22 protein-coding genes are annotated in these 24,837 nt (G+C 39.2%); 13 read left to right on the plus strand and 9 right to left on the minus strand.

Translation table 11 applies throughout. The annotated features are described in order from the left end of the window. Positions 1-7 precede the first annotated feature (7 nt). Positions 8-1,042 carry a glycoside hydrolase family 43 protein gene (locus tag EZ437_RS09760; protein ID WP_131595741.1) on the plus strand — a complete coding sequence of 345 codons (1,035 nt, stop codon included), beginning with the start codon at positions 8-10 and terminating at the stop codon, positions 1,040-1,042. On the opposite strand, the gene EZ437_RS09765 is transcribed toward EZ437_RS09760, so the two are convergent. The 5 genes from EZ437_RS09765 to EZ437_RS09785 are packed head-to-tail and all read right to left on the minus strand — an operon-like array spanning position 1,035 to position 7,654. Continuing rightward, the gene (locus EZ437_RS09765; RefSeq protein WP_131595742.1) at positions 1,035-1,445 is read right to left on the minus strand and encodes a response regulator; all 411 of its coding nucleotides are present in this window, start codon (positions 1,443-1,445) and stop codon (positions 1,035-1,037) included. The two genes, EZ437_RS09760 and EZ437_RS09765, sit on opposite strands and share 8 nt — an antisense overlap. Beyond that, positions 1,435-2,511: a hybrid sensor histidine kinase/response regulator gene (locus EZ437_RS09770; protein WP_131595743.1), complete on the minus strand. Its 1,077-nt coding sequence runs from the start codon at positions 2,509-2,511 to the stop codon at positions 1,435-1,437. The genes EZ437_RS09765 and EZ437_RS09770 overlap by 11 nt, the downstream gene beginning before the upstream one ends. Before the next feature lie 11 nt (positions 2,512-2,522). Beyond that, positions 2,523-4,670 (minus strand): sensor histidine kinase, encoded by a 2,148-nt coding sequence (locus EZ437_RS21945; RefSeq protein WP_131595744.1) that lies wholly within the window; start codon positions 4,668-4,670, stop codon positions 2,523-2,525. Continuing rightward, on the minus strand, positions 4,663-5,370 hold the full coding sequence (locus tag EZ437_RS09780; protein WP_131595745.1) for a hypothetical protein: 708 nt from the start codon (positions 5,368-5,370) through the stop codon (positions 4,663-4,665). The genes EZ437_RS21945 and EZ437_RS09780 overlap by 8 nt, the downstream gene beginning before the upstream one ends. A 1-nt stretch (position 5,371) precedes the next feature. Continuing rightward, positions 5,372-7,654, minus strand: a complete 2,283-nt coding sequence (locus tag EZ437_RS09785) for an Rv1355c family protein (RefSeq protein WP_131595746.1) — start codon at positions 7,652-7,654, stop codon at positions 5,372-5,374. 125 nt (positions 7,655-7,779) lie between these two features. Here EZ437_RS09785 and EZ437_RS09790 point away from each other — a divergent pair, with 125 nt between their 5' ends. From EZ437_RS09790 to EZ437_RS09805, 4 genes are all read left to right on the plus strand, one after another. After that, positions 7,780-8,247 carry a response regulator gene (locus EZ437_RS09790; RefSeq protein ID WP_131595747.1) on the plus strand — a complete coding sequence of 156 codons (468 nt, stop codon included), beginning with the start codon at positions 7,780-7,782 and terminating at the stop codon, positions 8,245-8,247. 191 nt (positions 8,248-8,438) lie between these two features. Further along, positions 8,439-8,906 carry a response regulator gene (locus EZ437_RS09795; protein WP_131595748.1) on the plus strand — a complete coding sequence of 156 codons (468 nt, stop codon included), beginning with the start codon at positions 8,439-8,441 and terminating at the stop codon, positions 8,904-8,906. 24 nt (positions 8,907-8,930) lie between these two features. Beyond that, on the plus strand, positions 8,931-12,443 hold the full coding sequence (locus EZ437_RS22005; RefSeq protein WP_131595749.1) for a PKD domain-containing protein: 3,513 nt from the start codon (positions 8,931-8,933) through the stop codon (positions 12,441-12,443). A gap of 1 nt (position 12,444) precedes the next feature. After that, complete coding sequence (locus EZ437_RS09805) at positions 12,445-13,461, plus strand: PorP/SprF family type IX secretion system membrane protein (RefSeq protein ID WP_131595750.1); 1,017 nt, start codon at positions 12,445-12,447, stop codon at positions 13,459-13,461. Positions 13,462-13,491: 30 nt separating this feature from the next. Here EZ437_RS09805 and rpoN read toward each other — a convergent pair whose 3' ends face one another. Next, positions 13,492-14,964 (minus strand): RNA polymerase factor sigma-54, encoded by a 1,473-nt coding sequence (gene rpoN, locus EZ437_RS09810; RefSeq protein WP_131595751.1) that lies wholly within the window; start codon positions 14,962-14,964, stop codon positions 13,492-13,494. 76 nt (positions 14,965-15,040) lie between these two features. After that, the gene (locus EZ437_RS09815; RefSeq protein ID WP_225869544.1) at positions 15,041-16,423 is read right to left on the minus strand and encodes a Gfo/Idh/MocA family protein; all 1,383 of its coding nucleotides are present in this window, start codon (positions 16,421-16,423) and stop codon (positions 15,041-15,043) included. A gap of 226 nt (positions 16,424-16,649) precedes the next feature. On the opposite strand from EZ437_RS09815, the gene mscL reads away from it, so the two are divergent. The 8 genes from mscL to tsaB all read left to right on the plus strand — a co-directional run bounded on the left by mscL (position 16,650) and on the right by tsaB (position 21,680). After that, a complete protein-coding gene (gene mscL / locus EZ437_RS09820) occupies positions 16,650-17,216 on the plus strand; it encodes a large conductance mechanosensitive channel protein MscL (protein WP_317126426.1) in 567 nt (188 codons plus the stop codon). Positions 17,217-17,463: 247 nt separating this feature from the next. Next, positions 17,464-18,237, plus strand: a complete 774-nt coding sequence (locus EZ437_RS09825) for a LiaF transmembrane domain-containing protein (RefSeq protein ID WP_131595753.1) — start codon at positions 17,464-17,466, stop codon at positions 18,235-18,237. 144 nt (positions 18,238-18,381) lie between these two features. Beyond that, the gene (locus EZ437_RS09830) at positions 18,382-19,329 is read left to right on the plus strand and encodes a sensor histidine kinase (RefSeq protein ID WP_131595754.1); all 948 of its coding nucleotides are present in this window, start codon (positions 18,382-18,384) and stop codon (positions 19,327-19,329) included. Further along, on the plus strand, positions 19,307-20,047 hold the full coding sequence (locus tag EZ437_RS09835) for a LytR/AlgR family response regulator transcription factor (RefSeq protein WP_131595755.1): 741 nt from the start codon (positions 19,307-19,309) through the stop codon (positions 20,045-20,047). Before EZ437_RS09830 ends, EZ437_RS09835 begins: the two co-directional genes overlap by 23 nt. 90 nt (positions 20,048-20,137) lie before the next feature. Further along, complete coding sequence (gene rpmH / locus EZ437_RS09840) at positions 20,138-20,296, plus strand: 50S ribosomal protein L34 (protein ID WP_015807371.1); 159 nt, start codon at positions 20,138-20,140, stop codon at positions 20,294-20,296. A 67-nt stretch (positions 20,297-20,363) separates the two neighbouring features. Then, positions 20,364-20,768: a ribonuclease P protein component gene (locus tag EZ437_RS09845; protein ID WP_131595756.1), complete on the plus strand. Its 405-nt coding sequence runs from the start codon at positions 20,364-20,366 to the stop codon at positions 20,766-20,768. Further along, complete coding sequence (gene yidD / locus EZ437_RS09850) at positions 20,755-20,985, plus strand: membrane protein insertion efficiency factor YidD (protein ID WP_131595757.1); 231 nt, start codon at positions 20,755-20,757, stop codon at positions 20,983-20,985. The genes EZ437_RS09845 and yidD overlap by 14 nt, the downstream gene beginning before the upstream one ends. Positions 20,986-20,996: 11 nt before the next feature. After that, positions 20,997-21,680, plus strand: a complete 684-nt coding sequence (gene tsaB, locus EZ437_RS09855) for a tRNA (adenosine(37)-N6)-threonylcarbamoyltransferase complex dimerization subunit type 1 TsaB (RefSeq protein WP_131595758.1) — start codon at positions 20,997-20,999, stop codon at positions 21,678-21,680. 21 nt (positions 21,681-21,701) lie between these two features. Here tsaB and EZ437_RS09860 read toward each other — a convergent pair whose 3' ends face one another. Both EZ437_RS09860 and EZ437_RS09865 read right to left on the minus strand, forming a co-directional pair. After that, complete coding sequence (locus EZ437_RS09860) at positions 21,702-23,117, minus strand: DUF5723 family protein (RefSeq protein WP_131595759.1); 1,416 nt, start codon at positions 23,115-23,117, stop codon at positions 21,702-21,704. A 44-nt stretch (positions 23,118-23,161) separates the two neighbouring features. Next, complete coding sequence (locus EZ437_RS09865) at positions 23,162-24,757, minus strand: hypothetical protein (RefSeq protein ID WP_131595760.1); 1,596 nt, start codon at positions 24,755-24,757, stop codon at positions 23,162-23,164. Positions 24,758-24,837: the final 80 nt, after the last annotated feature.

Below are 24,837 nucleotides of genomic sequence, written 5' to 3' on the forward strand. Positions count from 1 at the left end.
TAATCAAATGAATAGAATCCTAACGATACTTTTTGTAGTGTTTGCTATTACAAGTCTACAAGCGCAAACCTTTACCAATCCTCTTTTACCATCCGGAGCAGATCCGTATAGTTTTTATAAAGACGGGTATTATTACTACACACATACAACAGGAAGAAATATAGTTCTCTACAAATCTAAAACCATTGATGGTATAAAGGAAGCTCCTCATAAAGTAATCTGGACCCCTCCAAAAACCGGCCCTTATTCTAAGAATTTATGGGCACCTGAAGTCATGTTTTTGCAGGGGAAATGGTATGCCTATTTCGCCGCAGATGGCAGCAATAATATCAATCACAGAATGTATGTACTGGAGAATGCTTCGGCGGATCCCATGCAGGGAGAATGGACTTTTAAGGGACAGATCACAGATGAGACCAATAAATGGGCTATAGACGGAGATGTAATTGAACATAAAGGAAAATTATATATGATCTGGTCTGGATGGGAGGGGGATGCCAATGGTAAACAAGAGATCTATATTGCAAAACTTAAAAATCCGTGGACTGTAGATCGTCCCAGGGTAAAATTGTCTAGCCCTGAATATCCATGGGAAAAGCATGGAGATTTGGATGAGCCCAACTTGAAGCATGTTGATGTAAATGAAGGCCCCCAATTTTTAGTACATAAGAATAAGATCTTTATCATTTATTCTGCCAGCGGTTGTTGGACCGATCACTATGCATTGGGGATGCTGACTGCATCAATCAAAAGTAACCTATTAGATCCTAAGTCCTGGACAAAATCTGCCGAGCCTGTCTTTAAGAGTTCTTTAGAAAATGGAGTATATGCCCCTGGACACAACTCTTTTTTTAAATCTCCAGATGGAAAAGAGGATTGGATCTTGTACCATGCCAATGATAAACCGGGTCAGGGTTGTGGGGGTTTTCGTTCACCAAGAGCTCAAAAATTTACATGGAACTCAGATGGTACTCCAAATTTTGGTATCCCTGTTAAGACTGGAACCCCATTAAACATGCCAGCAGAAAAAACGGCTAATTAATTAGATACCTGTTCAAGACTTCTTCAAGCTCCTTCGGAAAAAGGGGCTTTTTTAATAGTTTAATTACGTAACGGCTTGCTTCTGCCTTTTTAATATCACCAAAATCAAGTGTAGAGGATAGTATGGCAATTAAGCATTTGTCCTTTAGTGGTTTAGGGAATTTTTTAAAAACTTCTAAGAATTCAAATCCATCCATTTCTGGCATTTGTATATCCAGCAGAATAAAATCTGGTAAATTTTCCTCATCGTCAATGTGATTGTTGAGATAAGACAAGCCTTCTTCTCCTGATTTACATAAAATAATTTCATCAAATAATTTAGATATAGTAATGATTTTTGAGTTGATCTTCAAATCCACTTCATTATCATCTATCAACATTACCTTTCTGTACTTATTTAACATTTGGAATAGTGATTATAAAAGTTGTACCATCTGTTGTATCCGAACTAACAGATATTTTTCCATCGATTTTATTCAGTGCTTCTTTTACAATGAACAGTCCTAATCCACTGCCATGGTTGGTCTTGCTTTTGAAGAACTGCGTAAATATTTTTTCAAGATGTTCATTTAAAATACCCATACCATTATCACTGATCGTAATCTCGGCACTACTGCGGTTCACCGATACAGTAATATTTACTTTTTTATTCTCCTCACTCTCCTTCTGGTAAGCTATTGCATTGGATATCAAATTGCCTAATATTACTTCAATTCTAAAAGCATCCCCATAAAAGGTCTCCTCCTGTTTAATGTCTACGTGAAAATTGGTTTCTTTATCTACGTACGAATAAAGCTCAATCAGCTCAGGTACAACCTTGGAAAAATCTATTGGTGTAATCTCAGATATATTTTTGTTATTTTTATAATACTGGAGCGTTTTCTGGATGTAATAATCAAGTTTATTGGAGCAGGTTTCAATCAGACGCCAATATTCATTCTCATCAAATAAGCCTTCCAATTTTACTACGTTTACAATTCCAAGTGTAGAAACCAGTGGCGCGCGCAGTTCGTGAGAAATACTGTAGATAAATCTATTTAGTTCATTGTTCGTTTTTTCCAGCTCAGCAATCTTATTTCTAAGATCTATTTTTGTTTTATATGCGTCATATGCATTTTTAATAGAATTATGCAATTCCAGGTCATTCCAGGGTTTGGTAATATATCTATAGATATCTCCATGGTTAATTGCATCAGCAAGGGCCTCAATATCAGTATAACCCGTTAATAATATCCTGACCGGATCAGGGTAGGTTTCAGCTATGTTTTTGAAAAATTCCACACCAGTAGTTTGGGGCATTTTTTGGTCGGCAATAACTACATGGACAGAAACATTTTGAAGAATTTTCAAGCCTTCGGCTGCGGAATTGGCTATATAGATTTCATACTGCCTTCTAAAGCTTGCTTTAAATGCATGTAAATTGTTTTCTTCATCATCAATATACAGAACCCTGACTGTTGGCGCGTTCATAATATAATTTGTTATTGTGAGTTTACAGGCAAGGTAATAATAAATTCTGTACCTTTATTTACTTTTGTGATAACATCTATATTTCCGTGATGATTTTCTATAATTCTGAAAACAATTGATAAACCCAAACCTGTTCCTTCACCAACATCTTTGGTGGTGAAAAATGGTTCGAATATTCTTTGCTTCACTTCTTCCGGCATACCAGTTCCTGTATCTTTAATGCTGATTTTTACATGATTATCCTCTGCCCATGTTTTAATTGACAAAGTACCTTCACCAGCTTGTGGCATAGATTTAATGGCATGTATTGCGTTGGTTATTAAATTCATAAATACTTGGTTAATTTTTCCTGGTAAGCATTCCACCTTTGGAATGTTTCCAAAATCTTTATCCAATTTCATATGGTCAGGAAATGTACTCTTAACAAGTACCAGTGTAGATTCCAGTCCTTCATTAAGGTCTACAGGCTTGGTGTCGTTTTCATCTAACCTGCTAAAATTCTTCAGACTTCTGATAATTTCTGCCGTTCTTTTAGCGCCTTCTCCTATTCCAGAAAGTAGTGATTTAATTTCTTCTCTTACAAACTCAATATCAATTTGCTTCTTGTAAGACTCGATTTTGGATATTTGAGGTCGCAAGTCATCATTCAAATCAAGTTTCTCATACATGTCAATCACTGAATTAAGGTCGATGATATCCAGTTCCAGAGGTTTAATGTTAGAAGTAACAAAGTTGATTGGGTTGTTGATCTCATGAGCTATGCCAGCGGTAAGCTGACCCAATCCCGCCATTTTTTCAGCGTCTACCAGCTGACTTTGGGCCTCTTTAAGATCAGTTAAAGTAACTTCAAGTACACTGTTTGATTCCTGTAATTCCAGCGTACGCTCATTTACTTTTCTTTCCAATTCAACGTTTTGTTCAAGGATCAGTTTTTCGTTCTCTAATGACACGCGCAACGCTTCTGCCTGTGATTCTTCTTTTTCTTTTTTGAAAATGTTGATTTTATCTGCCAATGCAAAAGAAAGGAGGGTTACTTCCAGTGCAGAGCCAAAAGGCATGGTGTAATTGGTGAAATTATTATAAGGTAAAATCCCAAAATTCTTTAAAATAAATACAACAACACCCACTAAAAATACCGACCAGGAGACTAGGAAGAATGTGGCGGGTCTGTAACCCTTTATACTAATCTTGATAGCCATATAAAGCATATACAACGATGTAGCAGAAGCGATTATGTCAATCATATTCAACGCAATCGTAAACTTCGAAAAGAAAGCCAGTATAACTGCCGATACATACAGAAGAATGAAGATGATGGCAAACTTGTCCGTGCGAGGAAGCCATTCTTTAGTTCGAAGAAAATGCCGTTCAAACTGTAGGGCTGTAATCCCCACAAGTGCCGGGAAGATGAAAGAACTATAAATGGCCATCGTGCTGCTGTCAGGCCATAGATATTGAAAAGTGAAGCCCTGAAGTCCTGCCTGCGTCAGAATGACAACGGTAAGATAAACCACATAATATAAGTAGTTGTTGTCTCTTACAGTGAAATAGATAAAAAGATTATAGAGCAGCATGGATATCATAATACCGAGGTATAAGCCTGATATTAAATATTTGCTTTTGGCAGACTCCAGGATTACTTTTTCCGTGCCTAAAAAAATAGGGAGCTGCATGTTATCACTGCTCTGAATCCTGAGAAAATAGTCACCTTTTGTGCCAGGTAAAACCTTAAGTTTAAAAATATAGGAGGGATCATTGTAAGCCCTTTCCTTAAAATCCAGTTTTTCACCGGCTTTAGTGACCTCGTATCCTGTGTTTGTTTTTCTATATAGCGCTATTTCATCTAATTGAGGCTGTTCTATCTGCAACGTGAGGTCTGCATTATCGCTGTCATTTTTAACGGAAAACTTAATCCAGATCGAATAATCGTGCACACCAAAGTTAAGTACCGACTTTTCGCTTTTTACAAAATCTGTTCTTGTGGCAACCTCATCAACTTTCAGTATGTTGGTTTTATCCTTATAATAATATAGTTCTGTTCCTATGTTTAGCCTAGCATCGGTTACCTTATTGTCATTCTTTTTTATGACAATATCCGCACATAATACTGTAGAAATATTAATGGATAGGAAAATTATCAGCAGCCACTTTTTACTCATTACCAGTTGATTTAATTGGAATTAAGAGATTGTATTTTATTTCAACGACTTCATTATTTTTTGAAGGTTCTGTAAATTCTTGTACAGGAGTATTCCTTAAGCTAAGCATGCGTTCCCTGTCATAATCTTCGGCAGTTTCCAGTTCCTTTGCATTCAAAATACCTAGAACCCATGCTATGTACTCTTCGTTTGGATAAATGAATTCTCCGCCATTTCCAAGTGTATTGTCAATTACAAATCCCACTTTTTTAAACATTTTCAAGGTGTACCCCCCGCAAATTCCCATTAATGTTTTACACTTAATCTGGTTGGTAATAGCTATTCCTGCACGGGTAAGTAAGATGCTGATACCCATACCCGCCACTTTCTTGGCATTCCATAGTGCACAAAGCTCGCCAACACCTTCGGGAATAAACTGTTTTACCATGTCGTAGAGCGTAGGGTCCATATAACCCACAGCCTTTTCGACCGGCAAAGGGTGAATCCCATCAGCTAGTTGTACCCTTATGCCACCTACCATCTCTCCATCCTCAGTTTCCGCAACAACACCCCATACACAGTCCATGTCCATCCACAAATTATTATTCGTAGTAATATTGGTAATTCCATAATCCTCAAGTACACTCACATGTCCTTTGAGGAAGTTCTTGCAAGTTTCAGGATCATGTGTGGCCTTAAAAGCTCTAAATTTTAGTACCATATTAATTAAACTGGAGAATTTCTTCTACTGGTTTTCTGAACGACCTTACAGATGCATCATCTGCATAGGATAATCTAAACATAAATATACCTTGTTTTTTTTCTAATGAAGAAAATATCTTATTTAGTGTTGCTTCCAACTCTTCTAGTTCTTTGATCATATCTGTCGTCATTTCAGCACCATTCCCTTCATTTAATCTTGCCAGGAAAAATATTGGGGCAGATACAGGATGAATAGACAAACCATTTAAATTAGCGGTTAGCCATACTCTTTGAACCGCTTCGCCGCCTTTAATAAAATTTTCCGCACTGTATTCAGGCATAGTGATAAGACCAATTCCTGCCGAAGAAAGGACCGCAGTCTTTGATAATTTTTCAAATGCTGCCCCGCCTCCCCATTCGTTCAGCAATTTGATTACGCCCGGACTTTTCGCTACAAATAAACCAGCCTTTTCGGATTCTGAAAGTTCGAGACTCCTAATATCCAGCCCTGTTTTTGTTTCTAGCGCTTCCTCATCTGTCCACCGCAACTCGCTGTTGTAAAATTCGTGGTGACCTTGCGGATATAAAAACCGCATGCGCTCCACCTTCGCAACAATGTCGGCAATTTTCTGGACGTCCTCATCATTTTCTACTATCTCCAGTACAGCCCCGTCACTTAATTCTGCAACAGACTTAAGTGAAGCAATAATTTCCCTGCTTAATTTCTGACCGTTTCCCTTTTTTCTGTTTGTAAGCCTTAGTGCTATTCCCGGAGCAAGTTCTTTACCATAAGCGATTTCACTTGTGGAGAAAGTAAAGGCGGCTGCCAGTCTTTTGTTTTCCTTAACTGGAAAGAAAGAAGATGCAACCTGCAATCCCAGTTTTCCGGCTTCTATTTTTAAGTTTTCTATAGCAGCACCGAAAGAGATGTTTGATGTAATTTCATCAAAATCGCTCCAGGATACAGATACAGTCTGGTTATGAAATAGAAACAGATTTCCCTGGTTAGCATACCACATCCATGGCTGGTTATTGCCAGCCGAGGGTGCCAGTATTGCTGCAGACACTAATTGTTCTATTTGCTGTTTGTTCAAAATAAAAGACTTGTTTACCAGAGGTGTTGTAGTATCGCGCATTTCTTCTGGCAGAAGGGGTTTAGCGCAGTAATCCTTAACTACATAGCGCTCATCAGGTGAGGGATTTTTGTCGCCCACCAACTCTTCAAGGTCTACAAAGTACCTTCCCGAATCATGGTACTGGTCTAATGCAATTCTTCGGCATACATCAGCACCCAGGGCACCACCGAGCGTTACTGCAGAGGCCAGCTGCGGCCAGGTACTTATAGATTGTCCTACCTCTACCATAGATGCCTTTAATCTTTCAGACATGGTGTGCAGGCCTACCATAGGCAGCATATAGGGTACTTTGTCTTCATTGGTTTTCATATATTTCACCTTGGTGTGGTCAAGATGGTCTATCAGGCCATGAAGTATCGGTCTGTCTGGCTCCAGGTCGAACCTTTCCACATCTAAAGTACCTCTATCACTTGCATCCATAACTACAGGTACTCCCAGCGACTTTGCTTTATGTCTCAGTAAAATTTTGATGTCCAGTCCGTCACACTCATCTACAATAATATCCAGTTTACCACCTTCGCAAAAGAAGCGGTCCATATTTTCTTCAGTCATCCCATCTTTAAACAAGGTTACTTTCAAAAAAGGATCAATTTCTTTGATCTCCCTGGCTACAATTACTACTTTCGGAAGTCCCAGGTTATGCAATCCCGTTCTTATGCGGTTAAGGTTCGTAAGTTCCAAAAGATCGAAATCTGCAAGTCTGATTTCGCCGAAACTTCTCTCCATCGCCATAGTGACGGAAATAGACTGACCTACGGAAAGGCCCACAACACCGATTTTTTGTCTACCAAGCACATCCCTTTCCTCACGTGTAATTTTATAAATATTGCGGTTTGTCCTCATTTCAACAAACTCTTCTTCATCCAGCAAATGCAGCAATCTTTCTACCCAGGGATAGTACACCCATACACCATATTCCTGCATAGATAAATTTCCGACATGCGCAGCCTTTAGCGCTTCCATTTCATCGGGCTCAGGTTTTTTCTTTGGAAACTTAGATTTCATCAGGTCATCTAATTGTGTACTGATTTGATCATATATCTTAATGTGGGGTTTTTGCTTTAATAATTCTTCCAGTTTGCTTTTATCCTTTTCCAGATAAATTCTGAAAAATAATGGTTCAACAGAAAGATCGACCTTGGTATATTGATTTTCAGGTAATAACATTTTACGAAATAAGAATTTAACCCCTAATTATTTTAATTACTTTATCACTTATTGCAAAAATAGCTATATTTAGCCGTAATTTAACTTCTCAATAGAATTATCAATTAGCTAACTTTACGGCATTTATGGAAAAGCAGGTAATAAATATACTTTATATTGATGATGAGGAACACAACTTAAATGCATTCAAAGCTTCATTCAGGAGATTATTTAATGTATATACTGCACAGTCGGCAGCTGAGGCGCTTACCATTTTGCAGGAAAAGAATGATATTCATATTATTGTTACCGACCAGCGGATGCCCCAGATGACAGGGGTGCAGTTTTTAGAGTCGATCATCCATACCTATCCAGATCCCATAAGGATATTGCTTACCGGATATTCAGATATTTCTGCTGTAATAGATGCCATCAATAAAGGGCAAGTGTACCTGTATATCACCAAACCATGGCAGGAGATAGAATTGCGCTTTAATCTGGAAAAAGCTTACGAAATATTTGCTTTAAGAAAAGAGAACAAACAGTTGAATGCCGATCTATTGCGGGTTAACGAACAGCTTGAATTTATGCTGCGGCAAAAATTATTGTCCTGATCTAGTGTAATCGCATAGTAAAATTATTATATCAGGGAACGTTAAAGGCGCAGTTTAGTGGTTTTAATACAGATATGAGGCAGTAAAACCTTAACCCCTTAGCATCGCTCAATTTCATTATTGTAGTTTTTCAAAAAATTTCATAGATTTAATTAGAAATATTTTTTAGGCCAAAACTATAATCGCATTATATGAATTCCGATGCATCAGTAAATGTTTTGTATGTAGATGACGAGATTCATAATCTGAATTCCTTTAAGGCGGGTTTTAGGCGACTATTTAATGTATTTACAGCTGAATCAGCGGTAGAAGGGCGGAAGATTCTTGAAACTGAGGATATCCATGTTATCGTTACGGATCAGCGCATGCCCGTAACTACCGGAATTGAATTTCTTGAATCAATCATCCCTGATTTTCCTGAACCAATACGTATATTGCTTACCGGATATGCCGATATTAATGCTGTTATTGATGCGATAAATAGAGGGCAGGTTTATAAGTATATTCAAAAGCCATGGAGAGAAGACGATTTGCAGATCAATATTGAAAAAGCCTTTGAAATTTATATGCTTAGAAAAGAAAATAGAGAACTAACAGAAAAGCTCCTGATAGCAAATAAACAATTAGAATATCTTTTGAGGCAAGATCCTCCTAGCTAGTCCTTCTCGTATATTAAGAAAATTATGAATAAGTGGGGATTGATTTTCTTGTTATTTTGTCTTACTGTCTTTTTAAAAGAAGCAAAGTCTCAGAATATTTCTAATGAAGGAACAGACTTTTGGGCGGTATTTCCATCTCATGACCCATCCCTCGATCTTATAACTAGACTTCCTGCACTTGCTAATATTACAATTTATGTAACTGCAAAATCTGCTTCCTTCGTGACAGTAAGGTGTGGCTCTGCTGCCCCTATCTCCAAGCCCATTCCGGCAAATACTGCGGTACCCTTTGTGGTCAATCGTTCACAGGCCTACATAGACCAGACTGAAGCCAATGCTGATGCCCCCTACAATAATCGTGGTATCCATATAGAAGTACGCAATGGATTTCCCAAAGTTGCCGTCTATGCGCATATATTTGCAGGCTTCCGTTCTGCTGCGTCATTAATACTTCCCGTAGAATCATTGGGCCAGAAATACATGTCCATGAACTATACTCAGACGCTGGGGGGAAATAATTTACTTACCCTCGTAGCGACCGAGGACAATACCCGGCTTTTAATTAATGATAATGGGAATGTAAAGGAAGTAGATTTTAAAAAAGCCGGAGAAATATTCGAATATATGGCGGTAAGTGGACGTGATCTAACAGGAGTTACCGTGGAAGTCGATCCTTCGTCTCCGGATAACTGTACTAAACGTTTTGCTGCTTTTTCAGGGAGTACTTCTGTCTCAATTGGTTGCGTCGAGCGACCAGATCTCTCCAGGGATCCGCTTTTTCAGCAGCTTTATCCTACCGTCAGTTGGGGGAAAGAATATGGCGTTGCCCCGTTTATTGACAGACGGTACATTGCCCGGATACTTGCGGAAGAAAATAATACTGTGGTCAAAATTAACGGTGTAGTCATTGCTACGCTTGGGAAAGGCCAGTTTTATACGACTGAAGAAAAGATCGAGGGTATTTTTGTTTCTGCATCAAAACGGGTAAGTGTTGCTCAATATTCACTTACCCAAAAATGTTCAGGTATAGATGGTTTTTTGAAACATGGAGACCCCGAAATGGTATTGCTTAATCCCATAGAATTCAATATCAAAGCAGTTACTATGTTTTCGTCAACTGCTGAGGCCATAGCCGAACGCTATATCAATGTGATTATAAAAACCAAAGCTAGAAATACGTTTAGGATAAATGGTGCTTTGGTACAGAATGGCTGGAAGAGCTTTCCTTCAAATCCCGACTATTCTTACCAGCAGTTGCCTATTACAGAAATAAGCTCCAACCTCTCAGCCGCAGAAGGTTTCAATGCCATAGCTTACGGTTTCGGAGATGCAGAATCATATGCATATTCTGCCGGTACCAATCTGGCGGCAAATAATTATTTACTCATAAACAATACGATAACAAATATTGATGCCCCCAATGCCTGCATTGATCAGCCTTCTGATTTTAAGATCATTCTTCCTTATATAGCTCAAAGGATTAGTTGGCAGTTGAATAATGAAGCAGCCATACCCGGATCACTAACTTATAAAGAAGTGATCACAACCTCAGGTGAAGTAGCGTACCAGTATTCACTTAATCAAGACAGAAAATTTACTGAATTACGTACCGAGCGGATAAAGGTCATAGCTGAAGCACCAAATGCCAATAATTGTCTGGCTGGTGATATAGAATATAATTTTGAGTTTGAGGTATATCCCATTCCTAGCGTCGATTTTAGTCTGGATGCCTTGTCTTGTCCAGATGCTGAACTTCCCTTTACAGACAGAAGCAATTCCAATATAGCTGACAAACCTATAAACAAATGGCTTTGGCATTTTGGTGATGGCGAGACTTCTACCGAGCAGAATCCTGTGCATTTATACAAGCAAAGTGGAGAATATACGGTTACCTTATTTGCCGGACTAGATGACGGTTGTATGAATGAAATAGTCAAAAAAATCACCATCTTACCAAAAATTAACGCGGGTTTTCAAGTTGCGGCCCAGGGGTGTGTAAATACTGATCTGCTGTTGACAGACCAATCTTCGGTAGCTAGCGGTACCATAGTAAAATGGACATGGGATTTTGGAGATGGTAAAACTCCTGTAGTCAGAACCAGCAAAATACCTTTTGGCTATCAATATACGCAGTCAGGCACCTATACCATCACACTTGTCGCCGAGACAGCCAATAGCTGCGTTAGCCTGGCTACACAGCAAGAAGTGATTATCTACGATCTTTCCAACTCAGATTTCCTGCTCCCCGAAGTGTGTGCTGAAGATGACCTCGCGATTTTTATCAATAAATCAGGAAATCAACAAGGGAATACAGCAGGCCTGACTTTTACCTGGGATTTTGGTGATCCTGCTTCTGGAGCGGCCAACACTTCTACACAAGTTAACGGCGCTCACAAGTATGGGATGGCTGGTCAGTATATTGTAACGCTGACAGTGAGAAATACAAGTGGCTGCAGCACTATATTAAAAAAGAACTTTACAGTTAATGGATCACAGATCACCGCCAGTTTTGACATACTTAGTCCCACTACTACCTGCGGCAACAAAGTGGTCATGGTAAAAAATAATTCAAGTGTAAACTCCGGGGTGATCACAAAAATAGCCTGGTATATGGATGTTGTAAACCGGCCAAATGAAGTAATAATTGACGAAGAACCTGAACCGGGAGAAGCATACGAATACCTTTATCCAAACTTTACGACACCTTTTCCCAAAGTAGTGACCGTCCGGTTAGTAGCTTATTCGGGTACAAAATGCAGTGAAATCATCGAAAAGCAGATTACACTCCAACCTTCGCCGATACTTGTTTTTGACAATATGCCAGATGTCTGTCTGAACGCCGGAAAATTGACTGTTGTACAAGCAAAAGAAACACTTGGGGTGCCGGGCCAAAGTTCCCTCAGTGGACCGGGGATGGATACGGATGGTAAATTTGACCCGATGCTGGCTGGCTTGGGGGCACATACCTTAACTTTTAACTTTACCACAGCTGATGGCTGTACAGACACAGTCAGACAAACCATCACCGTTAACCCAATCCCCATTCTGACTATAGATAGTGAAATTTATGTGCTTGCCGGTGGAAAAAGGAAGATAGTTGCCAGTGCTACGGGCGATGGTCTGACATTTAAATGGTCACCTTCAATCGGTCTTGATAGAGACGATGTATTAAACCCAACAGTAACCGGAGAAGAAGATATGGTGTATACCCTTACGGTATCTACTGCGCAAGGTTGTAACATTGTTAAGCTTATAAAACTAAATGTCCTGGAGGGACTAAAACCAGCTAATGCATTTAGCCCTAATGGCGACGGTGCAAATGATACCTGGTTGATCGAATATGTGGACACCTACCCCGATGTGACCGTTCAGATTTTTACCCGTCAGGGTGTTCGTATATTTTACAGTAAGGGTTATGCTGAGCCTTTTGATGGAAATTTTAAAAATGAAGCTTTACCTGTCGGAACTTATTACTATATTATCAATCCAAATAATAAAAAGAAAAGCATAACGGGATCATTAACTATATTAAGGTAAATTGAAAATTTCAAGCTATATAATATTCCTATTATTGATGCTGAGCATCAATGCTGATGCACAACAAAGGCCTCATTACACTCAATATATATTTAATAATTACCTGCTCAATCCTGCCCTGAGCGGAATGGAGAATTATACTGATGTAAAATTGGGTTATCGTAAACAGTGGACAGGTATTGATGATGCACCTAAAACTTCATTTGTGTCGGCCAACTGGAGCCTTGGGGGCGAGTATCTATGGAGAAATGCACTTTCATTACCTGAAAAGGGTGAAGATCCGATGAGCAGGAATTATATGCAAAACTATACAGCTTCTCCTGCACATCACGGGGTGGGAGTAGTAGTAGTTATGGATGATGTAGGCCCATTATCAAGAATAGATGCAAGCCTTACTTACGCATATCATCTGCAATTAGGCCAGCGGCTTAATTTGTCCGTAGGCGTAGCTGCAGGAATTTCCAGAATTGGCCTGGATATTAATGCGCTAGATTTTGGGCCAATTGAGGATCCTGCCGTTAGAAATACGATCGTAAGTCAGATCAAACCTGATCTTGGAGTAGGCCTATGGCTATATGGATCCAGTTTTTTTGCAGGGGCATCCATACAACAGATCCTGCCTCAGAAACTGGTGTTTACTGGTGTGCCTACTGAGTTTAGTACTGGAAAGGAGATTCCCCATTTTTTTGTGACTACTGGTTACAGGTTCTTCATTGCTGAAGATATTGCTGCAACGCCTTCAGTCATGGTAAAGCATGCGAGTCCTGCACCAATGTCTCTGGATGCGAATTTAAAGATTTCATTCAAAGACAGGCTTTGGGTAGGGGGTAGCTACCGGAAAAATGATTCTTACTCCGGTATGGTAGGGGTAAATATCAATAAGCTAGTGAATCTTACCTATGCATATGATTTTGTAACATCCCAATTAAATACAGTAAGTAATGGCAGCCACGAAATCGTATTAGGGCTGCAGCTGAATAATGTATATGAAGTGCTGAGCTCCAATAAAATGTGGTAGCAGATTAAAAGCCTCCTGATAAAGATGTTCTTAAAGCTCTTTCCTTAATCTCGCTACCGGAATATTCATTTGCTCTCTATACTTGGCTACTGTTCTTCTTGCGATATTATAACCTCTGTCTTTAAGTATTTCAGTCAATTTCTCATCTGCAAGTGGTTTACGCTTATCCTCATTGCCTATACAGTCTTCCAGGATCTTTTTAACCTCTTTATTGGATACCTCTTCACCACTTTCCGTCTGAATAGCTTCAGAGAAAAACGATTTTAACAGAAACGTACCAAATTCAGTCTGCACATATTTAGAATTGGCTACCCTGGATACGGTAGAAATATCCATATCTATTTTGTCAGCAATATCTTTCAATATCATCGGACGCATTTTTCTTTCATCACCAGTAAGCAGGTACTCGTACTGGTATTGCATAATAGCATTCATTGTTTTCAGCAGCGTTTGCTGCCTTTGCTTAATCGCATCGATAAACCATTTAGCCGAATCCAGCTTTTGCTTCACAAATTGTACGGCTTCCTTAAGTTTCTTGTCTTTCTGAGAAGCCTTATCGTAATGATCAAACATATCTATATACGAACGGCTTACTCTCAGCTCAGGTGCATTTTTAGAATTCAATGTAAGGATTAGAATGCCATCGTTATTAGAAACGTGAAAGTCAGGGATTACCTGTAATTGTTTGGTAGTAACCTGATTAGAATCTCCTGGTTTAGGATTGAGTCTTAGGATTTCAGCAATGATTTCTTTTAGGTCTTCACTGTTTAAGCCTAAAGATTTCTCCAGCTTATCGTAGTGTTTTTTGGTAAACTCATCCAGATAGTGTTCAACTATTTCAATCGCCTTCCGGATAATCGGGTTGTTTGGGTCCTTACGTTTCAGCTGTAATGTCAGACATTCCTGCAAATCTCTGGCAGCAATGCCCGGAGGATCAAAACTCTGGATCACCTTTAGCATGTCCAATACATCTTCTTCTTCGACCATCACATTTTGAGAAAAGGCAAGATCGTCTATCATCGAGGTTATTGGTCGGCGCAGGTATCCGTCATCATCCAAACTTCCTATTATTTGCTTTCCTATTATGAAATCATGATCTGACAAAGGAACCAGATCCAGCTGTTCCTGCAAACTCTCAAAAAAGGTGCTTTCTATTGCAATAGGAGTTTCCTTTTTTTCTTCGTCATCATCATTGTTGTTATAAGATGTGCTATAATCGTTGACATTGTCATCTTGAAGGTAATCGTCTACATTAAACTCATCAGTGTTTTCTTCTTTCGAGCCAGCATCATATTCCTCAGGCCCGTCGTTTAGGTCATCATATTCATTTTTCGGTTCTTCAGCAATCATCAGGCTTGGATCTTCAAGGGCCGGATTTTCCTCAAGTTCTTCTTTAATTCGTGTATCTAATGCGACAGTTGGCACCTGCAGCAATTTTATAAATTGAATTTGCTGAGGGGATAATTTTTGAAGTAGTTTTTGTTGTAGATGTTGTTTTAGCATATGTGGCAGAAATGGTATTAACCAATGTCAAAAATACGTATTTTCGTTAAGATAACAGAAATTTGTTAAACCTGTTTTACACTTTAGGCTCCCAACCCTTTTCATAAGTACGGCTCCATAACCTTTGCGCATCCTTATCTCCAATAATATGGCCATTTTTAGCGTCAATCTTTAAATCATGACCTACTCTTAGTGAAATGTTACCCAGCTGCATTGCTACTGTACTTTTGTGACCCAGTTCTACATCACAGTTAGGGCGTCTGTTATTTCTTATCGCATCCAGGAAATCCATTACATGCAAATTATCCATTCCCAGACTTGGACTGGCTGTATTTCTACCTTCCATAGTTTCAGCTCCGGTACCTGGCTTAACATCCGCTATCAGTTTGCCCTGTAAGTCATAAATTTTATAGGCATCCTCACCAGTGTCCAGACTTCCCTTTTCACCATAGAAGATAATTCCTCTTTCCTGTCCTTCAATCTTTCTTCCATTTCGGCTTCTGTTTTCCCACACCAAAGACACATTGCCCGGATAGTCTATGGCTACTATTTGTGTATCAGGAGTTTCCCAGTCGTCTTTAAATTGATATATACCTCCTGAAGAACTGACGCGGATCGGATAGTCGACACCAAGACCCCAACGCGCCACATCCACTTCATGTGTTCCATTGTTTAGCGCTTCGCCCGTTCCCCAATGCCAAAACCAGTGCCAGTTGTAATGGATCAGACCATCTTTATAAGGCATTCTGGGTGCAGGGCCCTGCCATAAATCATAGTCCAGCCACTCCGGTACATCTCCGGGTTTGAGAAAGTTCTCTTTTCGCGCATTGGTATACCAGGTTTTAGCCATATAAACACGGCCTATTATTCCTTCATGTAATAATTTAATCCCTTTTGTAAGTGTAGGCGCGGAGCGCCGCTGTGCACCCATCTGTACTATGCGGTTGTATTTTCTTGCAGCAGCTACAGCCAGCTCACCTTCATTTGGATTATGGCTTAAGGGTTTTTCCACATATACATGTTTACCTGCCTGACAGGCCATAATGGTAAGTGGGGCATGCCAATGGTCGGGTGTGGCAGTATAGATAGCATCAATTGTTTTGTCTTCCAAAACTATGCGCAGGTCTTTTTCAGATTTTGGAGGAGTAGTCTGCCCTGCATCCATAATGGTTTTGATGGCCTTAGGTATTGTTCTTGTATCTACGTCGCAGACTGTAGCAATATGGGTGTTTTTCTGGCGGGCGAAAGTGCCGCCCATGCTATTGCCCCTGCTGTTTACACCTATCGTAGCCATATTAATTCTTTCGTTGGCACCTATTATATTTCTGTAACTCTTTGCACTAAATCCTGATCCGGTACCTCCAAAAACGTTCTTTCCCAATGCATTGCCTCCAATGGACAGGGCTGCTGTTCCAATACCTATTTTTTTAATAAAATCTCTTCTGGAGTTGGTTGTCATATTTTGCATATTTGGTTGATCAATAAATTTAGTAAAACAATCTGGGATTTAGTTCATTTTAAGAATAGAGTTAAGAACGGAAAGAAAAGTAGGTTTGCAACCTTGTTCAAGTAGACGATTTGGTGCCCATTCGCTATGCATTCGCTGTTGACAGGGTATTGGCTAAGGGTTGAGGAAGGGTTGGTTAGGGGTTGGTATACCCCACAGCCCTTCCAACCCTTACTCAATGCCCTCCGAAGACTTACCCAAGCGTAACCGCATCCCGAACGGATATAGAGGTGTGTATCTAAGTAAAATGTTCGGAATTCTTTTGCTTTTGCTGCCGGATTGTATAACTTTAGGTAAATCAAATCAATTATCTATGGGCTTTGTTAAAGAATTTAAAGAGTTTGCTGTTAAAGGCAGTGTAATGGATCTTGCTGTGGGTGTTATTATCGGAGGTGCCTTTGGTAAAATAATTGACAGCGTTGTTAAAGATTTAGTGATGCCTTTAATATCTGCTGTAATAGGCTCGGTTGACTTTAGCAATATGTATATCGTACTGAAAGGTACCGTTGACAATGGCCTGGCGCTTGATAAGGCCAGAGAAGTCCCTGATACAGTAATATTTGCTTATGGTAATTTTATTACCGTTGCCATTAACTTTTTATTGCTTGCGCTGGCAGTTTTTATGTTGGTAAAAGGGATTAATTCTTTGAAACGTAAACAGGAAGCTGCTCCTGCGGCACCTGCGGCTCCCTCCAGAGAAGAAGTTTTATTGGCAGAGATCAGAGATGCGCTTAGATCTAAATAGGCTTTAGCTTTCCGTACGATTGGCACCTGATCTTTGTCAAGATAACGGACAATGGATCAAGTGCTTTTTTATTCCTGCATATTTTTACCGATAGAATGATATACTTTACCGATGTTTTGACCTAATATGGGTGCACGATGTTGGTAGGTGTTCCGGTTGTGCCTACATTTGAAGAAATAAACGGGAATAATTAAATTTATAATTCCTAATGGTTAGTCACCATTAAGAATTGATTAACATAACGAAAATGGATAACGTAACAAATAGCAATAGTTCCAGCAGATTGTGGAGTGGTTTGATCTTATTACTGGTAGGACTTGTGTTTTTTTTAGATAACATCGGTGTAAATATCCCTCACTGGGTGATCAGTTGGCATACATTGCTGATCGTGATTGGATTACTTGTGGGATATAAACGCAATTTTGATGGAGGCGGCTGGCTGATTATGGTCCTGATAGGAGGCTTCTTCACCCTTGAAGACATCACTAACTACGACATGTCAAAATATTATTTTGCTGTGGCTTTTATCATTCTTGGGCTGTATCTGATCTTTAAACCTAAAAGAAAACAGTCTTTTAAAGCCCAATGGAAAAATAAATGGGATTCAAAGAATGCAGATTTTGGTAATTTGAACGATCCTGCCGAACCAGTAGCTGAAAAGGTGTACACAGATATAGACAAGCATGATATCCTGGATTCTGTAAATGTTTTTGCAGGAACGCATCAAAATGTGTATTCTAAAAATTTTAAGGGTGGTGAAGTGGTCGCCATATTTGGTGGATGTGATCTCAACCTTACGCAGACTGACTTTGAGGGTATTATAATTATAGAGGTTGTGGCCGTATTTGGTGGGGTAAAAATTATTGTCCCTCCCAGCTGGGAAGTAAAATCTGAAGTTACTGCTGTGTTTGGAGGGATGGATGATAAAAGAGCCGTAGGGCCTGCCAATGATCAGCCAAAGAAAATATTGATCATCAAAGGAGTAGCCATGTTTGGTGGGGTAGAGATAAGAAATTTTTAATTCAAACTCATTATTAGATCCTGATATATTTTGACAACCAGACCTTTATCAATTATTCAGATACAAAAGATAGCTGCTTCCATATTTTTGGTATGGGTAGCAGTTTTCATTTTTCTGTTTTATTATACGCTGAATTTCAGTATCATGATATCGGTTTCGGATAGCTTGGTTACCAATGGCCTGCTTGCTGTGGCCTGTATAAGTTTGAGTAATCTGCTTGGTTATTATCAGCCTAAGAATGAAACCATTTTGTTTATACTGGTGCTAACCTTGATGCTTGCGCTTATTATTACCTTTGCGAGTAAGTTTTTGCTGGCCATGCTGTTTATGGACGACAAGACTTATCTCAGTTTTCTAAACCTTTCTTTGCTGATAAGATTTGTGATCTTGTTTGTGTTTATCGCCTGGTGTGCCCTGGCCAATATTTTATGGTACAGGCTTGAAGAGCAATCAGCTACGCAGGACCGCCTGCTTACTGCTCAAAACTTAAGTAAAGAGGCTGAATTGAATAAGTTGAGACACCAGTTGCAACCTCATTTTTTATTTAACAGCTTGAACTCTGTATATGCACTGACCATTGTAAATCCGAAAGAGGCGGGTACGATGATTACTAAGTTAGCCGCCTTTTTGAGAGGGACACTTAAACGTGATGATGAAGTATGGGTAGCCGTGAGCGAGGAGATGGAGTACATACAACTCTACCTGGATATTGAAAAAGTCAGGTTTAGCCACAGACTAAATATACAGGTAGAAGTAGAGGAAGATACCATGGAATTATACCTGCCGGGTACCTTACTGCAACCCATTGTAGAAAATGCCATAAAGTTTGGATTGTACAATACTTCGTCTGCAATAACGATCTCTATGTTTGTAAAGGTAGAGAATAACGTGCTGGTAGTAAAGGTTCAGAATCCTTATGATCCTGAGATGAGGGCAACCGGAGGTACAGGTTTTGGTTTGTCGGCCATTAAAAGAAGATTATATTTGCTGTTTGCCGATGAAACTTTACTGCAAACACAAGCTACCGACGATAATTTTTTTATAACTACGCTTAAAATACCTCAAAAGAATGATAAGAACTATATTGATTGATGATGAGTCTCTGGCCAGAGATATTGTGAAGCATTATTTAAGTGATTTTCCGGAGATTGAGGTGGTAGCCGAGTGCAGTGATGGTTTTGATGGTTTAAAAGCAATTACCCAACATCAGCCAGACTTTATTTTTCTGGACATACAGATGCCAAAAATTAATGGTTTTGAAATGCTGGAGCTGGTAGAAAAGCCCCCGGCAGTAATATTTACGACTGCGTTTGATGAATATGCCATCAAAGCTTTTGAAGTAAATGCCATAGATTACCTGCTAAAGCCTATTGAAAAAAGCAGGTTTGACCTGGCTATTCAGAAGCTGCCCTTAAGGCTGGCCAATGCCGAAGGAGTGGCCACACAGGAATTGCTGGATTCTGCTGCGATGAGTCCGGCACAGAATAATAGGGTAGTGGTAAAGAAAAATGGAGTCATTAAGATCATTGCGGTAACAGATATCCATTACCTCGAAGCAGATGATGATTATGTGAAAATGAGTACTACAGAGGGAATTTTTCACAAAAATAAGACCATGAGCTTTTTTGAGCACACTTTAGATCCTGGGCAGTTTATCCGGATACACCGCTCCTATATCATAAACCTTGCCCAAGTAACCCGCATAGAACTAAAAGAAAAGGACAGTTATATCGTACTTTTGAAGTCTGATATATGGTTGCCGGTAAGTAAAACAGGTTATGTAAAATTAAAAACCGCATTAGGTTTATAATTACCTTTTAATAATTACTTGCAATTATTAAAAAATCACACTATATTTGCACCTCTTAATTAAAAAAATAGTCTAAGATATAATACAGTTATGAAAAGAACATTCCAACCTTCGCAAAGAAAGAGAAGAAACAAGCATGGCTTCCGCGAAAGAATGGCTACAGCAAACGGTAGAAGAGTATTAGCTTCACGTCGTGCAAAAGGAAGAAAAAGATTAACGGTTTCAAGCGAAGGCCGTCATAAAGCATAGTTTTTGATTGCAGCACTTTGCTGAGTGTTAGCAGATCAAAACAATCTGCAAGATAGCTATCAAGAACATGAACACATTTAATAAAGAAGAACGGTTGTGCAGCAGGAAGTTAATTGACTTGCTGTTTAAAGACGGTTCTTCTTTTTTATTATACCCTTTTCGTGTATCCTATCTGTTTACGGATACACCACATTCCTTCCCTGTACAGGTTGTGATCAATGCTTCCAAGAAGAGATTCAGGAGAGCGGTAGACCGAAATCTGATCAAACGCAGATCAAGAGAGGCTTATAGATTACAAAAACAAATACAACTTTATTCATTGCTTACAGATCGCGAAGATCTGCTGTTGCTTTCATTACAATTTGTTGGGAAGCAGATTTATGATTATTCGTTTTTTGAGAAAAAACTGTCAGCTGTTTTTAAACGACTGGTGTCAACCATTGAACTGAGCAATACCGATGGGATTAATTAAAACTTTATTAGGCTGGATCTTTTTGATCCTGATAAAAGGCTATCAATGGCTGTTATCACCTTTGCTCGGAGCAAGTTGCAGGTTTACACCCACCTGTTCGCAATACGGCATAGAAGCGATCAAAAAGCACGGCCCTTTTAAAGGGGGCTGGCTGACTTTAAAGCGCATCGGCAGGTGTCACCCCTGGGGAGCCCATGGCCATGATCCTGTCCCTTAACAATTAATATTATGGCTATTATAATTCAAATCGAAACCGCTACACAAGTCTGCTCTGCTGCTATTTCTGAAAATGGCAAGACCATTGCCCTGAAGGAAGAAAAGGCGAGTAATATCCATGCCGGTAGCTTGACTTTATTTATAAAAGAGGTTATGGATACTGCAGGCCTGCAGTTTGCGGATATAGATGCTGTGGCCGTAAGTAAAGGCCCGGGTTCTTATACAGGCCTGAGGATCGGAGTATCCACTGCCAAAGGATTGTGCTTTGCGCTGGATAAACCATTAATTGCCATAGATACGCTTCAAATGATGGCAGCCGGATTTATGATTGATCAGCCATATTATTCAGGGATGGTCTGCCCGATGATCGATGCCAGGAGAATGGAAGTGTTTACTGGATTATATGATAAGGATTTGAAAGAAGTAACGCCTGTTGCTGCGCAGATTATTGATGAGCATAGCTTTGCAGAAGTATTGGCATCAAATAATGTAAGCTTTATAGGTGACGGGGCTGAAAAGTGTAAAGCAGTGCTGCAACATGAGCATGCATCATTCTCTGATGTTAATTTTAACTCTGCGACCAATATGAGCAAACTTTCATATGAGGCATTTGCTGCTGCTAAATTTGTAGATGTAGCCTATTTTGAACCTTTTTATTTAAAGGATTTCGTGCTGACCACACCTAAAAAGAGGTAGTAAACCCAGTTAACCGTAATGTTACTTCTTTTTGGAAAATACGCTGAAAAGACGTCTAAAGAAGCTAGTTTCCTCCTCATCCAGTCCGGGCATATAGCTGCTGTTTTGAGGATGTTCTACGAAATAACCAAACTTAATCCCTATGCCTGCATATACTGCAAAACTGTTATAGCCGGTTCCGATAGCTCCGTTGTGCTTGTTTATCTTTGTCTGATCTATGGTATTAAACGCATTGTTGGTTCCCAGGTAGACTTCAAAATTTGGCGTCTGATACATTCCCTGGGCACCCAGCATAAAAAGATTTGCCAAATTGTAGGAAGGGTTGATGCTGGCAGAGAAATTATTAAAATTAAATCTATTTACCAGTGTTGCATCGCCACCTTTAAAGAATAGATTTTTTGACAATACCAAGCTGGGGGTATAGCTGCCATAGGATTTGGAAATGAGGAAATCTGCTCTGGCATTGGTGGGGCTGTAAAAGCCGGTATTGTCATCTTTAGGATTAGCTACTTCAGCAGCAATCCTGTTTTCAAGGTAAGCAACATCTCTCTCAGCCGCCGATGTGATCCTCACAGGTGTATCAAATTGCTGAAGGGAGGTTTCTTTCCATCTGATAAAGCCCAGGTCTTTTATATTGGCCATGATAAATACACCGCTTTTTGCGGTGTATGTAGTGCCCAGGCTTATAGCAAGGCCGGGATTTTTAAAGCTCGGCAAAAAGGATTTGTTGCTTAGCTTACTGCCTTCTACAAAACTTGTACGAAAGTCACCCTCAAGGGCCATTCTTATTTCGTCCTGTACCGGATCAAAGGTAAAACTGGTATTGGCCAGGTTGAGGCTATTGTATAATATGCCGCTCAGGATACTGATTTTGGCACCGAAAGCCAGTTTTTTATTATAGTTTTCTCTATAGCTCAGGCTAAACTGATGGTATGACTGCACCCTGTCAAAGCTATTGAAGGAGTTTGCTAAAGGGATATTGATGTAATTGGGATTTGTTTTATAGTTGTCCAGAATGTCGAGACTTTCTCTGTTGTAGTTAAATTCGACGTCGGTACGCAACTGCCATGAAAAACCCAGCTCTTTGTGATACTTATAGGATTTAAATATTTTATAATTAAACAAATATATATTGGGGCTCTGCAGCAGCATATTTAAATATTTGTTTTGCGACAAGCTGTCTTTGGTGGTAGAAAGTCCGGTCCTGGCAAGTAAACGAAATAGTTGGTCATTGCCATCAGTATTTGCATTTATAGTCAGATTAGGTAAAAAGAAATTGGAGGCATATTGGCGTGAATAGTCCAGTACAAATGTTTTTTGGGCAGTATTTTCAAATCCATCAAACATGGTCTTGGTATTAAATAAGCCATATTGCTGCGCTTTTGATTGGTTAGCAAAAAATACCAGGCAACAGAGAAAGGTGAATTTTCTTAACATAATATAGACGTAACCCAATAAAGCTAATGAATTAAATTTATATGTCAGGGTGCGATTATTAATGAATCGATGTTAATAGCTAAAGAATCTGTGATTATTTGCTGGTTTTTATTGATCAGCATATTTGTTTGAAATTTGCCATTGTCCCCATTTAGCTGGTAGGTGAAAGAGGAATAGTTCTTCAGCCCATTTTCTGAAATCATGTGCTTGTAATAAGTTGAAAAGCTGTTTTTTCTAAAAATATCAGTGGAATGCGGCAGGTCCACAAAAAAGCTGATGCATGCTGTATTGGGAAGCAGATTTATGGTATAGCTATACCCTTTGTCATTAATTAATAACCGGTTATTCTTATAACTGTTTAAGAATGATTGTATTGTGCTTGCATTGTTGGCAAATACCAGGTAATTGTCAATAATGGTATAATAAGGCCGCTTAAATTTTTTGAATGGTTCTCCAAAATAGGCATACAATAGGGTTTCTTCCCGGAAAAGCCTTATTTCTTCATTGTATTCTGTACTCAATTCCAAAAGAAGCTGATCTGTTTTATCACCATTGCTCAAATTAATTGCACCTAGCCTTTCGGTAGTACTGAGCTGGAATGTTATGATCTGGTCCTTAAAGTATTTTGGAAATACTTGTGCCAGGTCGAGGTGGTACTTTTGGTTAATCTTTTCGGTGGTATTTTCAATGGCTTCATCAGTCTTTTGTGTTAGCAACCACTTATCTAATAATGGTTTCCAATTGGCGTAGTTGTCAATGGTAAAAACTGAATAATTTGCCGTATTGATCGGTAAAATATTAGTAATAGTGATTTTTTGAGGGGCTAGTTTGGCAAATAACTGGTAATAGTTATTGGCATCATTTGCTTTCGTGGTTCCGGTTAGCAACACTTTATCTTTGCTATAATTGTAAACCAAAGAGGCAAATGAGTTTTGATTATTGAGTATGGAAAGCTCACCAGTTAATTTCCCTGGTATTACTGATTTGAGCAGTACCGGAAGTTTTGCAAAGTTAATATACAGTTCTGCAAGACTTGTCTTTGAAAGCCTGCTGTTTAATTTAATGTACTCGACAAATTCATTGTTCTTTTCAAATTTTGCAGCAATGACATCCCGGATAGGTTTGTCCGAACTTGAAAGCAGTAATAAATTGTCCTTCACACCGAAATAAAAAACAGAGCTGTCTGTCAGTGTAATCCGGGTGATTGCCTTTTCTTCTTGCAGCAAGGCCTTGCTGGATTTTAATGCAGCCAGTAACTGGGTGATGGTAGCTTCCTGATTAATCTGGGTGGTGTAGAGTAAATCTATTTTTCGGTTTTCTGCCGGTACCAGACTTATATATATGCCTTGCTGATCTATTATACTGTTAATTGCCGGAACATTTAGCAAATGATTCTTTAATGAAACCATCTGGTTATAATTTTCTTCACCAATTATTTCAGAAAATAAAGGTTGGCTTTTGAGGATGTCAAGAATACTTTTGTCATTCTGAAAGGATAATATCACCGCAGAATTATTCACAGCAGCGTGCAGATCGTTATCATTATTTTCCCGTTCAGTATTCAGCCTGCTAAAGTAGAGGTATGCCATGGTGATGATGGCAGTAAATAATACGATAACTACGACTAGGATCCTTTTCATGACTTGTATAGACAAACTTAGACAAAAGCAGGCAGCAATCATGGGTTCAGTTGAAAAAAGTTTGTTAAGTTTGCTTTATA

Source organism: Pedobacter psychroterrae, assembly GCF_004331695.1.
In the GTDB taxonomy this organism is placed as follows: Bacteria; Bacteroidota; Bacteroidia; order Sphingobacteriales; family Sphingobacteriaceae; genus Pedobacter; species Pedobacter psychroterrae.

Coding starts and splice junctions, on each gene's coding strand:
- yidD (WP_131595757.1), top strand. CDS start 20,755: ATGGGATTAATTAAAACTTTATTAGGCTGGATCTTTTTGATCCTGATA.
- EZ437_RS09795 (WP_131595748.1), top strand. CDS start 8,439: ATGAATTCCGATGCATCAGTAAATGTTTTGTATGTAGATGACGAGATT.
- EZ437_RS09835 (WP_131595755.1), top strand. CDS start 19,307: ATGATAAGAACTATATTGATTGATGATGAGTCTCTGGCCAGAGATATT.
- rpmH (WP_015807371.1), top strand. CDS start 20,138: ATGAAAAGAACATTCCAACCTTCGCAAAGAAAGAGAAGAAACAAGCAT.
- mscL (WP_317126426.1), top strand. CDS start 16,650: ATGCCCTCCGAAGACTTACCCAAGCGTAACCGCATCCCGAACGGATAT.
- EZ437_RS21945 (WP_131595744.1), bottom strand. CDS start 4,670: ATGAGTAAAAAGTGGCTGCTGATAATTTTCCTATCCATTAATATTTCT.
- EZ437_RS09865 (WP_131595760.1), bottom strand. CDS start 24,757: ATGAAAAGGATCCTAGTCGTAGTTATCGTATTATTTACTGCCATCATC.
- EZ437_RS09860 (WP_131595759.1), bottom strand. CDS start 23,117: ATGTTAAGAAAATTCACCTTTCTCTGTTGCCTGGTATTTTTTGCTAAC.
- EZ437_RS09845 (WP_131595756.1), top strand. CDS start 20,364: ATGAACACATTTAATAAAGAAGAACGGTTGTGCAGCAGGAAGTTAATT.
- EZ437_RS09830 (WP_131595754.1), top strand. CDS start 18,382: ATGATATCGGTTTCGGATAGCTTGGTTACCAATGGCCTGCTTGCTGTG.
- tsaB (WP_131595758.1), top strand. CDS start 20,997: ATGGCTATTATAATTCAAATCGAAACCGCTACACAAGTCTGCTCTGCT.
- EZ437_RS09790 (WP_131595747.1), top strand. CDS start 7,780: ATGGAAAAGCAGGTAATAAATATACTTTATATTGATGATGAGGAACAC.
- rpoN (WP_131595751.1), bottom strand. CDS start 14,964: ATGCTAAAACAACATCTACAACAAAAACTACTTCAAAAATTATCCCCT.
- EZ437_RS09765 (WP_131595742.1), bottom strand. CDS start 1,445: ATGTTAAATAAGTACAGAAAGGTAATGTTGATAGATGATAATGAAGTG.
- EZ437_RS09780 (WP_131595745.1), bottom strand. CDS start 5,370: ATGGTACTAAAATTTAGAGCTTTTAAGGCCACACATGATCCTGAAACT.
- EZ437_RS09770 (WP_131595743.1), bottom strand. CDS start 2,511: ATGAACGCGCCAACAGTCAGGGTTCTGTATATTGATGATGAAGAAAAC.
- EZ437_RS22005 (WP_131595749.1), top strand. CDS start 8,931: ATGAATAAGTGGGGATTGATTTTCTTGTTATTTTGTCTTACTGTCTTT.
- EZ437_RS09825 (WP_131595753.1), top strand. CDS start 17,464: ATGGATAACGTAACAAATAGCAATAGTTCCAGCAGATTGTGGAGTGGT.
- EZ437_RS09815 (WP_225869544.1), bottom strand. CDS start 16,423: ATGACAACCAACTCCAGAAGAGATTTTATTAAAAAAATAGGTATTGGA.
- EZ437_RS09760 (WP_131595741.1), top strand. CDS start 8: ATGAATAGAATCCTAACGATACTTTTTGTAGTGTTTGCTATTACAAGT.
- EZ437_RS09785 (WP_131595746.1), bottom strand. CDS start 7,654: ATGTTATTACCTGAAAATCAATATACCAAGGTCGATCTTTCTGTTGAA.